Source organism: Comamonas sp. NLF-1-9 (genome assembly GCF_019195435.1).
GTDB lineage: Bacteria > Pseudomonadota > Gammaproteobacteria > Burkholderiales > Burkholderiaceae_C > Comamonas_C.
In genome coordinates, this window is the sequence record NZ_CP078069.1 from 1050136 (window position 1) to 1063169 (window position 13034).

The 13034-nt window shown below is 66.5% G+C and carries 11 protein-coding genes; 6 read left to right on the forward strand and 5 right to left on the reverse strand.

Going from position 1 to position 13034, the window contains the following annotated elements:
* The first annotated feature begins 44 nt into the window (after nucleotides 1–44).
* The 3 genes from KUD94_RS14880 (at nucleotide 45) to KUD94_RS05140 (ending at nucleotide 2870) form a co-directional block, all read left to right on the forward strand.
* Entirely contained in the window at nucleotides 45–191 is a 147-nt protein-coding gene (locus KUD94_RS14880) for a hypothetical protein (RefSeq protein ID WP_370625894.1), read from the forward strand.
* Between the two features lie 709 nt (nucleotides 192–900).
* On the forward strand, nucleotides 901–2238 hold the full coding sequence (locus tag KUD94_RS05135; RefSeq protein WP_218238726.1) for a polyhydroxyalkanoate depolymerase: 1338 nt from the start codon (nucleotides 901–903) through the stop codon (nucleotides 2236–2238).
* Complete coding sequence (locus KUD94_RS05140; RefSeq protein WP_218238727.1) at nucleotides 2235–2870, forward strand: RnfABCDGE type electron transport complex subunit B; 636 nt, start codon at nucleotides 2235–2237, stop codon at nucleotides 2868–2870. The genes KUD94_RS05135 and KUD94_RS05140 overlap by 4 nt, the downstream gene beginning before the upstream one ends.
* 19 nt (nucleotides 2871–2889) lie before the next feature.
* Here the strand turns inward: KUD94_RS05140 and KUD94_RS05145 are convergent, their stop codons facing one another.
* Nucleotides 2890–4383, reverse strand: coding sequence for a methyl-accepting chemotaxis protein (locus tag KUD94_RS05145; protein ID WP_218238728.1), 1494 nt, complete (start codon nucleotides 4381–4383; stop codon nucleotides 2890–2892).
* A gap of 141 nt (nucleotides 4384–4524) precedes the next feature.
* Here KUD94_RS05145 and KUD94_RS05150 point away from each other — a divergent pair, with 141 nt between their 5' ends.
* A complete protein-coding gene (locus KUD94_RS05150; RefSeq protein WP_218238729.1) occupies nucleotides 4525–5691 on the forward strand; it encodes a PilT/PilU family type 4a pilus ATPase in 1167 nt (388 codons plus the stop codon).
* 76 nt (nucleotides 5692–5767) lie between these two features.
* On the forward strand, nucleotides 5768–7729 hold the full coding sequence (locus KUD94_RS05155) for an ABC-F family ATP-binding cassette domain-containing protein (RefSeq protein ID WP_218238730.1): 1962 nt from the start codon (nucleotides 5768–5770) through the stop codon (nucleotides 7727–7729).
* Nucleotides 7730–8056: 327 nt separating this feature from the next.
* Here the strand turns inward: KUD94_RS05155 and phbB are convergent, their stop codons facing one another.
* From phbB to KUD94_RS05170, 3 genes are all read right to left on the reverse strand, one after another.
* Nucleotides 8057–8794, reverse strand: a complete 738-nt coding sequence (gene phbB / locus KUD94_RS05160) for an acetoacetyl-CoA reductase (protein WP_218238731.1) — start codon at nucleotides 8792–8794, stop codon at nucleotides 8057–8059.
* A 100-nt stretch (nucleotides 8795–8894) separates the two neighbouring features.
* On the reverse strand, nucleotides 8895–10076 hold the full coding sequence (locus KUD94_RS05165) for an acetyl-CoA C-acetyltransferase (RefSeq protein ID WP_218238732.1): 1182 nt from the start codon (nucleotides 10074–10076) through the stop codon (nucleotides 8895–8897).
* Between the two features lie 84 nt (nucleotides 10077–10160).
* Nucleotides 10161–11876 (reverse strand): alpha/beta hydrolase, encoded by a 1716-nt coding sequence (locus KUD94_RS05170; protein ID WP_218238733.1) that lies wholly within the window; start codon nucleotides 11874–11876, stop codon nucleotides 10161–10163.
* Between the two features lie 92 nt (nucleotides 11877–11968).
* Between KUD94_RS05170 and KUD94_RS05175 the strand changes: the two genes are divergently transcribed.
* Nucleotides 11969–12244 carry a hypothetical protein gene (locus KUD94_RS05175; RefSeq protein WP_218238734.1) on the forward strand — a complete coding sequence of 92 codons (276 nt, stop codon included), beginning with the start codon at nucleotides 11969–11971 and terminating at the stop codon, nucleotides 12242–12244.
* Here KUD94_RS05175 and pgeF read toward each other — a convergent pair.
* Nucleotides 12161–12967 (reverse strand): peptidoglycan editing factor PgeF, encoded by an 807-nt coding sequence (gene pgeF, locus KUD94_RS05180; protein ID WP_218239194.1) that lies wholly within the window; start codon nucleotides 12965–12967, stop codon nucleotides 12161–12163. The genes KUD94_RS05175 and pgeF overlap by 84 nt on opposite strands.
* Between the last annotated feature and the right edge of the window lie 67 nt (nucleotides 12968–13034).

The following is a 13034-nucleotide window of genomic DNA, read 5'->3' on the forward strand; positions in this document are numbered from 1 at the left end:
ACAAGGGCGGGCGCCAGATCATTGGACTGGAGCGCATGCTGCGCATGCACCTCGCGCAACACTGGTTGAGCCTGGTCGATGGTGCTTTTGAGCTGGCTCTGCACGACAGCGCGAACCTGGGCCGCTTCATCGGCATCGATCGAGGCCGCGAACATGGCTGCAGTCGGTACCTGCAAACCGTCGTGTACTGAATGCTTGGCAAACCCATGCTGCTTCGGGATGACGACGCACATCGGGGCAGACAGTCGAGACGGGCTGGCCTACGGCGCCGTGGTCAGCGCAGCCAGCGTGCACGACAAACATGTGCTGCCCGATCTGCTGCACTGCCATGAGCGGCGCGTGCAGACAGACGGTGCCCATGCCAGTCAGAACGCGCTGACCTCTGGCAAGGCGTCGGGAGCCGCAGTATCACCAAGGAGCGTGCGCACGACCGCAACGGCGAGGCCGACGAAACCACGTGCGCGAAAAACCACGACAAATCCAAGCCAGGCGCACACGCCAAGGCGGTACGTCGACGATGGCGCCAAGCAAGTCGTTGCATGGCATGACCCTCTCGCCCCGAAAAGGATGCTCGACACCCGCGCGGGCTTGGCGTCCGCTGCCTTCATCCGTAGCTACGAGACATCTGTCGCGGCACTCGGAGCACAGTGCTGGTGTTGTTTGGACGCGCCGCTTGCGCCCCACCCGGGTGACCAAGCCGCCATGCGCGATCCAAGGCTTCGCTTCTTGCCCTGGAGAACAAGTCAATCAGGTCGCGCGTTGATTGCTATCCATTTCGGGAAAAGCTGTAATCATTTGCGGTAATGAAGTCACATACGTGACAATTTCTTGGTGTATACGTGGACAACAGCCGGGCCCGATTATTGATATATTGCGCCGCAACATAGCCACGGTACTGCCATGCTCTACACGCTTTACGAAACCCAGCGCACCTTGATGGAGCCCATCTCCTACATGGCCAAGGGCCTGTCCAAGTTTTACAGCAACCCGCAGTGGCCCTTCAGTGAAACCCAGCTCGCGCACCGCGTTTCCGCCGGTTACGACCTGCTCTACCGCCTGGGCAAGGATTACGAGAAGCCGGGCTTCGATATCCGCAAGGTGCCGGTGGACGGCGTCGATGTGGCGATCGACGAGCGCATCGAGCTCGACAAACCGTTTTGCGAGCTGCGCCGCTTCAAGCGTTTTTCGGACGATCCGCCGACGCTGGAAAAGCTCAAGGCCCAGCCGGTGGTGCTGGTGGTCGCGCCGCTGTCGGGCCACCACGCGACGCTGCTGCGCGAGACGGTGCGCATGCTGCTCACCGGCCACAAGGTCTACATCACCGACTGGAAGAATGCGCGCGACGTGCCGCTCGATGACGGCATCTTCAGCCTGGACGACTACGTCAACTACGTACAGGAATTCATCCGCCACGTGCAGGGCATCTACGGCTACTGCCACGTGATCAGCGTCTGCCAGCCGACGGTGCCGGTGCTGGCCGCGATCTCGCTCATGGCCAGCCGCGGCGAGCAGACGCCGCAAAGCATGACCATGATGGGCGGCCCCATCGACGCGCGCCGCTCGCCCACCTCGGTGAACAACCTGGCCATCCAGCACAGTTTCGAGTGGTTCGAGAACAACGTGATCTACCGCGTGCCCAGCCGCTTTGCCGGCAGTGGTCGCGCGGTCTACCCCGGCTTCCTGCAGCATGCGGGCTTCATCGCGATGAATCCGGATCGCCACGCATCCAGCCACTACGACTACTTCCTGAACCTGATCAAGGACGACGACAACAACGCCGAAGCGCACCGCAAGTTCTACGACGAATACAACGCGGTGCTCGACATGGACGCAGCCTTCTACCTGGACACCATACGCACCGTGTTTCAGGACTACAGCCTGGTCAATGGCACCTGGGACGTGGTCTCGCCCGCCGGCAAGAGCGAGCGCGTGCGCCCGCAGGACATCGCGCACACCGCGCTGCTGACCGTGGAGGGCGAGCTCGACGACATCTCCGGCTGCGGCCAGACCCGCGCCGCCCACGATCTGTGTACGGCGATCGCCGCAGACCATCGCCAACACCTGGAAGTCAAGGGCGCGGGCCACTACGGCATCTTCAGCGGCCGGCGCTGGCGCGACATCGTCTATCCGGTGGTGCGCGACTTCATCATGAAGCACCAGCCCAGTGCGCCTGCCGCGGCGCTCGTGCCGGTCCCGGTGCGCAGGAGCGCTGCCACGCGCAAGCGCAAGGCAGCGTGAGCGGGCAGCCCCAAGACCCGCAGACAGCGCAGCTGGCCGAGCGCATCAACGCCGCACTGCCGCAGACGCAGTGCACGCGCTGCGGCTTTGCCGACTGCGCCGCCTACGCGCACGCCATCGCCAGTGGCGAAGCCGCCATCAACCAGTGCCCGCCCGGCGGCGCCGAAGGCGTGGCCCGCCTGGCGGCCATTACCGGCCAGAGCGCTCTGGCGCTCAACCCAGAGCACGGCCTGGAAAAGCCGCGCGCGCTCGCCGTCATCGACGAAGACTGGTGCATAGGCTGCACGCGCTGCATGAAGGTCTGCCCGACGGACGCCATCGTCGGCATCCACAAGCGCATGCACACCATCCTGGACGAGCATTGCACCGGCTGCGAACTCTGCGTGGACGCCTGCCCGGTGGACTGCATCAGCATGGAAGAAGTGACGGGCGAGGCCACTGGCTGGGACGCCTGGTCGCCCGAGCTGCAGGAGCAGGCGCGCAGCCGCTACAGCGCCCGCCAGGCGCGGCTGCGCGCCGCCAGCGAGCTGAGCTACGTCGCCCGCACACCGACGCGAACCACGCCGGCCGATGCTGAAACAAGGCAGGCCACCATCGAGGCCATCGTGGCACAGGCGCGCCACACCGACTGATTCCCCGGGGCCGAGGCCTCTAGGCGCTGGCCAGCGTCTTGTACACGCCGCAGCCGATGTAATAGCCCTCGCCCGCCAGGCGCACGTAGGACATCTTGGTCTGCACCTTGCCATTGGCGGGATTGACGTAGTCGTACTCCACCCAGCCCGGGCCGCGCCGCGCCTGCTCGACGATGGCGCGCATCAGACCGTCGCCGTCCACTCCCGGAACGTCCCGCACGCGGGTATTGACCCGGGCCGGATTGCCGCCGAAGGCCAGGTAGGTGCCGTTCGCGTCCAGCGCGAAAACGTACATGTCGCGGTCGTGAAAGGGCTGGCTCTTGTCGGTCAGCGTCTGCAGGAAGGCTTCATCGGAGCAGGTCCCGTACAGCGCATGCGCACGCTCCACCAGCGCCACCGCCTCCTCCGCCGTGCCCTGTTGCAGCCGGAACTTGCGCACCGCCTGGGTGAGCGTAGATGCCCGCGCCTGCAAGGCCTGCGCCTGCTGCACCGCGTCGCCCACCATGTCGGCATTGCTCTGGGTGATGCTCTCGAGCTGCTGCACCGCGTCGCCGATCTCGTTCAGGCCCAGGTGCTGCTCATGCACCGAGTTGGATATGCCCCCGAGCCGGTCGGCCACCGAGCGTATGCCCGTGGCCATGGCTTGAATGCCGTCGCCTGCGGTGCGAATCTGGTCGGCGCTGGCCTGCACCTGCGTCACCGAAGTGCCGATCAGCCCGCGAATCTCGCGCGCCGCCTCGGCAGAGCGCCCGGCGAGCGAACGCACCTCACCGGCCACCACGGCAAAACCGCGCCCCTGCTCGCCGGCACGCGCCGCCTCGACCGCAGCGTTCAGCGCCAGGATGTTGGTCTGAAACGCAATCCCGTCGATCACGCCGATGATTTCGTTCATGCGCTTGGCGCCGTTCTGGATGGTGTGCACCGACTCGACCGCGCGCTCCATGGCCTGCACGCCCTTGTCCGCCGCATGGCGCACGCGGCCCGCCTGCTCGTCCGCCTCGCGCGCCGCTTGCGCGTCGTTTTCCAGCGCCGTCGTCAACTCATGCACGCTGGCCGTGGTGCGCTCCAGATGGTCGCCCTGCTGCTCGGTGCGCTGGGCAAGTTGCTCGTTGTCCGCCAGCAAGCGCTGGCCAGCATGGGCCACCAGGGCGGCGTTGCTGCGTATGTCTGCCACCATGGCCGACAGCGTCAACACCATCTGGTTGAGGCGCCCGCCAAGCTGCGCGAGCTGCCCGCGCCCGCCGACCGCGGCGCGCACCGACAGGTCGCCCTGGGCGACGCTTTCCATCACGCGATCGAGCTGGGCCAGGTCGCCCGCCACGCCCCGCCACACGCAAACCAGCAGATACAGCCACAGCGCCCCGGCCAGGCACCAGGCCCAGAGCATGGCCGGCGCCAGCACCGCGAGGGCCAGCGTCAGCAGCGCCAGCAAGCCCAACAGCGCAAACCGCCCGCCCAAGGCAAATCGATGCACAAGCCAGGTGCCGGGGCGCAGAAATACGGTGCCATTCATGCCACTTGCCTCGTGTGACGAATCGTGTCTGAACAGTGTACAGACTCCCGCCGATCAACTCCAGCGGGCAGCGGTGAGACAGTGCCCGCAGGTGCACGCATGTCCGATAATGAACACTTGACAGCACCGGGAGGGCGGCACATGGGCACGATGGAACGCATACTGCGACTGATGGGGGAAAAGCAGGCCTCCGACGTCTATCTGTCGGCCGGCGCGCCGGCGCTGATCCGCATCAACGGCGACTGCGTGCCGATCAACAACCAGTCGCTCGCGCCCGACGCGCCCAAGAGCCTGCTGGCCGAGATCATCCCGCCCGAGCGCATCGAGGAGCTGGAAGAAACCGGCGAACTCAACATGGGCGTGCCGCTGACCGGCGTGGGACGCTTTCGCATCAGCGCCATGCGCCAGCGCGGCAGCTACGCCGTGGTGATCCGCTTCATCACCTACCAGATCCCCGAGCTCGCCAATCTGGGCCTGCCGCCGGTGCTCAGCGACCTGATCATGGAAAAGCGCGGTCTGATCCTCGTCGTTGGCGCCACCGGCTCGGGCAAGAGCACCACGCTCGCGGCGATGATCGACAAGCGCAACGGCGAATCGACCGGCCACATCCTGACCGTGGAAGAGCCGATCGAATACCAGTTCAAGAACCGCAAGTCCATCGTCAACCAGCGCGAAGTGGGCAGCGACACGCGCAGCCTGCAGACCGCGCTCAAGAACGCGCTGCGCCAGGCGCCGGACGTGATCCTGATCGGCGAGATCCGCGACCGCGAAACCATGTCGGCGGCCATCGCCTACGCCCAGTCCGGCCACCTGTGCCTGGCCACGCTGCACGGCAACAACAGCTACCACGCGCTCAACCGCATCTTGTCCTTTTATCCGGTCGAGGTGCGCCCCACCATGCTGACCGACCTCGCTTCGGCGCTCAAGTCCATCATCTCGCAGCGTCTGGTGCGCACCACGACGGGCGGGCGCGTGCCGGCAGCCGAAGTCATGCTCAACACCAAGCTGGTGAGCGACCTGATCGAACAAGGCGACTTTTCCGGGGTGCGCGACGCCATGGAAAAATCCATGGCCGAAGGCTCGCAGACCTTTGAAGAATCGCTGGCCAAGCTCATCTTGGAAGACAAGATCACGCGCAAGGAAGGCCTGGCCAACTCCGATTCGCCCACCAACTTGCTGTGGCGCCTGCAAAACGACTTCAACGTGGCGGCCAAGGCCGCCGCACAGGCGCAAAAGCAGGGCCAGGCGCCCGTGGAAGAATCGGGTCCCTCGTTCACCGAGATCGTGCTCGACGTCAAGCCCGGTTGAGCCTGCGGCCGCGGCGCGCCAGCACCCTGCACACCATTGTTTCCGACAGGCCGGCTTGCACGCCGGCCTCTGTTTCATGCTGACTCTGAACAAGCTGAGCCTGCGCCGCGGCACCAAGCTGCTGCTCGACGGCGCCAGCACCGCCATCCAGCCCGGTGAACGCGTCGCTCTCGTCGGGCGCAACGGCGCCGGCAAATCGTCCCTGTTCGCGCTGCTGCAAGGCCAGCTGCACGAAGACGGCGGCGAGCTGCTGCTGCCGGCGCACTGGCGCATCGCCAGCGTCGCCCAGGAGATGCCCGAAACCGCGCAAGACGCCACCGCCTTCGTGCTCGCGGGCGACGAGCGGCTGCAGCAGCTGCAAGCGCGGCTCGCCAGCGCCGAGCAGGCCGGCGACGGCATGGCCATCGCCCAGCTGCACGCCGACTTGCACGATGCCGGCGCGCACGACGCCAGGGCGCGGGCGCAGGCGCTGATTCTCGGCCTCGGATTTCAGGTGACGCAGCTGGAGCAGCCGGTCAAGAGCTTTTCCGGCGGCTGGCGCATGCGTCTGCAGCTGGCCCGCGCGCTCATGAGCCCGAGCGACCTGCTGCTGCTGGACGAACCCACCAACCACCTCGACCTCGATGCCATGGTCTGGCTCGAGGGCTGGCTCAAGCGCTACCCGGGCACGCTGTTGGTGATCAGCCACGACCGCGAATTTCTCGACGCCATCGCCCAGGTCACCTTGCACATCGAGCACGGGCGTCTGGTGCGCTACAGCGGCAACTACAGCGCGTTTGAAGAGCAGCGCGCGCAGCAACTGCTGCTGCAACAGGCGGCCTACGAGCGCCAGCAGGAAAAAATTGCCCACCTGCAGCATTTCATCGACCGCTTCAAAGCCAAGGCGACCAAGGCCAGGCAGGCGCAAAGCCGCGTCAAGCAGATCGAGCGCATGGAGAAAGTGGCGCCGGTGCTCGCCGAAGCAGATTTTTCCTTCACCTTCCGCGAGCCGGCCAGCCTGCCCAACCCCATGCTGGCCATCCGCGACGCAAGCTTTGGCTACCGCAGCGAAGACGGGCGCGCACTGCCCATCGTGCAAGGTGTGGGCCAGACCGTGCTGGCGGGCCAGCGCATAGGCATTCTCGGCGCCAACGGCCAGGGCAAATCCACGCTGGTCAAGACGATAGCGCGCACCCTCGCGCCGCTGTCGGGCACGCTGACCGAAGGCAAGGGACTGCGCATCGGTTATTTCGCGCAGCAAGAACTTGACGTGCTGCGCCCGCAGGACACGCCGCTGGAACACCTCATCCGGCTGGCGCGCGAGATGGGCGCTGGCGGCGAGCAGTCGCGCGAGCAGGACCTGCGCAACTACCTGGGCAGCTTCAACTTCAGCGGCGACATGGTGGCTCAGAGCGTGGGCAGCATGAGCGGCGGAGAAAAGGCCAGGCTGGTGCTGGCGCTCATCGTCTGGCAGCGCCCCAACCTGCTGCTGCTCGACGAGCCGACCAACCACCTGGACCTGGCCACGCGCGAGGCGCTGGCCATGGCGCTCAATGACTTTGACGGCACGCTCATGCTGGTGAGCCACGACCGGCACCTGCTGCGCGCGGTCTGCGAAGACTTCTGGCTGGTGGCGGACGGCAGGCTGCAGCCCTTTGACGGCGATCTGGACGCCTACCAGCGCTATCTGCTCGACGCCGCGCGGCGTGCGCGCGAACCCGCAGCCCCCGCTCCAGGCACCGCAGAAGTCGCCCCTGCCGGGCTCGATCCGCGCGAGCAGCGCCGGCTTGCCGCGCAGGCGCGCCAGCAACTTGCGCAGCAAACGCGGCCGCTCAAGCTGGAGCTCGCCGCGCTGGAGCGCGAGATGGCCCGGCTGGAAGAAGAAAAGCAGGCGCTCGAAGCGGCACTGTGCACCAGCACCGAAGCCCGGCACATCGCCGAGGCCGGCAAACGCCTGAAGGCGATTGCCGAGGCCTTGAACGCCAGCGAAGAGCGCTGGCTGCAACTGTCTGAAACCGTCGAAAGTCTTTCAGCGGCCGCCCCGGCCGATGCGTTCTAGCAAAAATTCCTTGTCTGAAAGCGGCTTGCACCCGATACCTCAATGGTCTTGCAAGTAGGTATAAACCCGAATTTTTTAACAGCGCGGTGTCAACCGACGCTGTCCCAGGGGCGTTGAACGTGCAATCAAAGGAGTTGGACCATGTTCACTGCAAGCACCCTCACCGCCCAGACCACCCTCTGGCCCGATGACGAGCGCGACCGCAAACGCGCCCCGGTTCGCGGCGCGCTGTAAGCACGCACCGGCCGCCGGCTGGCCCGATTCGGGCGGCCGGCACCGCGAACGAAAAAGCCCCGCTGTGCGGGGCTTTTTGAAGCCGGACGCGCTTCAAGCCATGTGCAAGCCGCCGTTGACCGAGAACTCGGCGCCGGTGGCGTAGCCGCCTTCATCGGACGCCAGCCAGGAGATGATGGAGGCGATCTCGCTGGGTTCGCCCAGGCGCTTGACCGGCACCGTGGCGACGATTTTTTCCAGCACGTCGGGGCGGATCGCCCGCACCATGTCGGTGCCGATGTAGCCCGGCGCCACGGTGTTCACTGTCACGCCCTTGGTCGCAAGCTCTTGCGCCAGCGCCATCGTGAAGCCGTGCATGCCCGCTTTGGCGGCCGAATAATTGGTCTGGCCCGCCTGGCCTTTTTCGCCGTTGACGCTGCTGATGTTGATGATGCGCCCCCAGCCGCGCTCCACCATGTCGGCCACCACCTGCTTGGTGACGTTGAACATGCTGTTGAGGTTGGTGTCTATCACCTGGCGCCAGTCCTCGGGGCTCATTTTCACGAACATGCGGTCGCGCGTGATGCCGGCGTTGTTCACCAGCACATCGATGGGGCCGTGTTCGGCCTTGGCCTTCTCGAAGGCCTGCACGGTGGAGTCCCAGTCGCTCACGTTGCCCACCGAGGCGTGAAAGCTGTAGCCCTCGCTCTTCTGTTCGTCCAGCCACTTCTGGAAGTCGCGCGTGGGGCCGCAGCCCGCGATGACCTTGTAGCCGTCCTTGTGCAGGCGCTGGCAGATCGCGGTGCCAATGCCGCCCATGCCGCCGGTGACGTACGCTGTTCTTTGTGCCATGAGCCGTTCTCCTTCTGTCTTGTTCGTCCCACTCTAACCGAGATCGGCGCCGGCCTGGCCCATGGAAAACACCAAGCCCGCGCCGCCCGCCCGCTGCGCTTCAGCCGCGCTCCACGGCCATGGAAACCCCCATGCCGCCGCCTATGCACAGCGCCGCCAGACCCTTGTGGGCGCCGCGGCGCTGCATCTCGTGCAGCAGGGTGACGAGAATGCGGCAGCCCGACGCACCGATGGGGTGACCAATGGCGATCGAGCCGCCATTGACGTTGACCCTGGACGCATCCACCGCCAGCTCCTGGTTCACCGCGCAGGCCTGGGCCGCGAAGGCCTCGTTGAGCTCGAACAAGTCGATGTCGGCCACGCTCCAGCCCGCGCGCTGCAAGACCTTGCGCGTCGCCGGCACCGGCCCCATGCCCATGGTCGCCGGGTCGAGCCCGGTGATGCCGTAGGCCTTGATGCGCGCCAGCGGCTCGATGCCAAGCTGCGCCGCTTTCTTTGCGCTCATCACCACCACCGCGGCCGCGCCGTCGTTGATGCCCGAGGCGTTGCCGGCTGTCACCGTGCCCGTCTTGTCGAAGGCCGGGCGCAGCTTGGCCAGCAGCTCGGCGTTGGTCTTGCGGTTGACGAACTCGTCGGTATCGAAGACCACCGGGTCGCCCTTCTTCTGCGCCAGGCTGACCGGCACGATCTCGTCGGCAAAGCGGCCCGCGTCCTGCGCCGCTGCGGCCTTCTGCTGACTGGCCAAGGCCAGCGCGTCCTGCATCTCGCGCGTGATTGCGTGCGCTTTGGCGACGTTCTCGGCCGTGATGCCCATGTGGTACTGGTTGTACACGTCCCACAGGCCGTCGACGATCATGGAATCGACCATCTTCCAGTCGCCCATGCGCTGGCCGGTGCGCGAGCCGTGCAGCACGTGCGGCGCCAGGCTCATGTTCTCCTGCCCGCCGGCCACCACGATCTCGCTGTCGCCTGTGGCCACGGCCTGGGCGGCAAGGATCACCGCCTTCAGGCCGGAGCCGCAGACGGCGTTGATGGTCATGGCCGGGGTTTCCTTGGCGACGCCGGCCTTCATCATGGCCTGGCGCGCGGGGTTCTGGCCGCTGCCTGCGGCCAGCACCTGGCCCATGATGACCTCGCCGACCTGGTCCAGCGGCACCTTGGCGCGCGCCAGCGCTTCCTTGATGACGACGGCGCCGAGCTCGGTCGCCGGCGTGTGCGACAGGGCGCCGCCGAACTTGCCTATGGCCGTGCGCACGGCCGATGCGATGACGATGTCTTCCATGATGGTCCTTTCTGCAAAATCCGCCGCGACGGCCGCTTGCCGCCACGTTCACGAAACCGTTGTGCCGCTGCCTGCGCGCACCTTTCAGGCCTTTTGCCGCACATAGCTGCCGGGCGCGGGCTCCAGCGGCTTGTAGCGCGGCGCCTTGCCAAAGCTCTTGGGCGCAGCGATCTGCTTGCCCGCATGGCCCTTTAGCCAGGCGGCCCAGTCCTCCCACCAACTGCCGGGGTGCTCGCTGGCGCCCTTGATCCAGGCGTCCACAGTGGACGGGAACTTGCCGTCTTCACGCAGCCAGTGGCTGCGCTTTTTCTTGGCCGGCGGATTGATCACGCCGGCGATGTGGCCCGACGCGCCCATGACGAAGCGCTTCTTGCCCGGCAGCACCTGGGTGGAAGCATAGGCGCCGCCTATGGGCACGATGTGGTCTTCGCGCGAGCCGTAGATGTAGACCGGCAGCTTGACCTGGGCGAGGTCGATCTCTTCGCCGCACACCGTCACGCCGCCGGGCTGCACCAGGCGGTTTTCCAGATAGAAATTGCGCAGGTACCAGGCGTAATAAGGCCCGGGCAGATTGGTGCTGTCGCAGTTCCAGTAGAGCAGATCGAAGGCCGGCGGCGTCTCGCCCTTGAGGTAGTTGCCCACGACGTAGTTCCAGACCAGGTCGTTGGGCCGCAGAAAGCTGAAGGTCGAAGCCAGGTCCTGCCCCTTCATCAGCCCGCCCTGCCCCATCTGCAGCTCGCGCAGGCGCACGAAGTTCTCATCGATGAAGACGTCCAGCACCCCGGTTTCGGTGAAGTCGATCAGCGTGGTGAGGAAGGTGCTGCTCGCCACCGAGTCGTCACCGCGCGCGGCAAGTACCGCCAGCGCGTTGGCCAGCATGGTGCCGCCCACGCAAAAGCCCAGGGTGTTGATCTGCGGCGCACCGGTGATCGCCTTGACCGTGCGGATGGCCTCGATGACCGCGTCCTCGATGTAGTCGTCCCAGGTCTTGTCGGCGAGCGTCATGTCGGGGTTGCGCCAGCTCACCACGAAAGTGCGCTGGCCCTGCTGCACCGCGTAGCGGATCAGCGAATTGTCCGGCTGCAGGTCGAGGATGTAGTACTTGTTGATGCATGGCGGCACCATCAGGAAGGGCCGCTCGTGCACCTTGGCGGTGAGCGGCTTGTATTCGATGAGCTGAAACAACTCGTTCTGGTAGACCACCGCGCCCTCGGTCGTGGCGACGTTGCGCCCGACCTCGAACTGGCTCTCGTCGGTCATCGAGATATGGCCTTGCTGGATGTCCTTGAGCAGATTGGCCATGCCTTGCGCCAGGCTCTCGCCCCGGGTTTCGAGGGCCTTTCTCTGCGCCTCGACGTTGAAGGCCAGGAAGTTGCTCGGCGCACTGGCCGCGAGGTATTGCTCGACACTGAAGCGGATGCGCTCGCGCGTTTTCTCGTCCGCCTGCACCGCCTGCGTCATCGCGCGCAGCGTGCGTGCCTGCAGCTCATAGGCCGCGACGGTGAAGGCCGACACCGGGTTGTTGCTCCAGGATTCGGCGGCAAAACGCCGGTCGCTGGAGCCCTCAGGCGCCGCGCCGCCCCAGTTGCGCCCCCAGAGCTCGCGCATGCCGTCCAGGTATTCCTGCTGCAACTGCGCGAGCTTTTCCGGCGAAAGGCTCACGGGCTGCAGCGGCTGCAAGCCGGCGGCCAGCGCCCCCACATCCACGGGCTTGTATGCCTGCAGCATCTGGCCCCAGGCCTGGGCCCAGAGCTGCTGCAGCGCGCCCGCGTTGCGGGCCCATTCAGTATCGACTGACATGGCGGCTCCTTTGCTCGTTTGTACGTGACGAGCCACTATATGCCGAGAAAGCCCTGCTGCGGCAGCGGGCGCGGCGCGGCATACTCCGGCTGATGCTTCTGGTGCTGATTGCCTGGCTTTACGTGACCGCGCTGATGGCGCTGGCCGAGGCCATGGCGCCCAATGGCTCGGTCTGGGGCGCCCTGCTGAGCTTCCTCTTCTATGGTCTGCTGCCTGGCGCGTTGATGGGCTATTTTTTGCTGCGCGCACGGCGCAGGCGCCGCAGCGCCGCTGCGCCGCCGCCCTCAGGGCTGCAGCCAGACGCAGGCGGCCATGCGCCCGCTGCTGCCCAGGCGGACGGCGTCGCGCCGGTGCGAGAAGAACCGTGAGGGATTGCTGACGGTGCACCAGGGCGCGCTGGCGTCGTTGCCATACACCGCATCGACCCCCGCGCGCCGCAGGCGCTGGCGCGCAAGAGCGGGGAGGTTGGCGAAGAACTTGCCCGCCGCGCCCGCGGGGACAAAATGCCGCGCTGCGTCGGCATCGGCCGCGCAAAACGCCGCGCGCACCTCGGCGCCGACCTCGAAGGCCTGCGGGCCTATGCAGGGGCCAAGCCAGGCAATGACTTCGCTTTCGATAGCTGTCTGCGCTTGTCCAGAGCCGGTTGCAGCCCGAAAAGTCTGCAAAGCAGCTTCGAGCACGCCCGCCGCCAGCCCGCGCCAGCCCGCATGGGCCGCGGCCACGCGGGTGCCGGCGCGGTTGCACAGCAGCACCGGCAGGCAGTCGGCGACCATCACGGTGCAGGCCAGGCCAGGCAGATCGGCGGTGCAGGCGTCGGCCTGGGCGCCATCGGGCACACCTGGCTGCAGCGCGAGCACTTTGCTGCCATGCACCTGGTGCAGAAACACCGGGCGCACCGGCGCGCCCTGCGCACTCAGCACGGTCTGCAGCAGCCGGCGGTTGGCGGCCACGGCTGCGGCTGCGTCGCCCACGTGTTCGCCAAGATTGCAGTGCTCCCAGGGCGGCGCGCTCACGCCGCCGGCGCGCGTGGTGCACAGCGCGCGCACGCCGGGCGGCGCGGGCCAATCGGGAACCATCCAGTCGCTGGGCATGGCAGACATGGCACCAGCATAAGCCAACGCGTGGCACACTCGCTGGCGCAGTTTCCACCCCGCACAG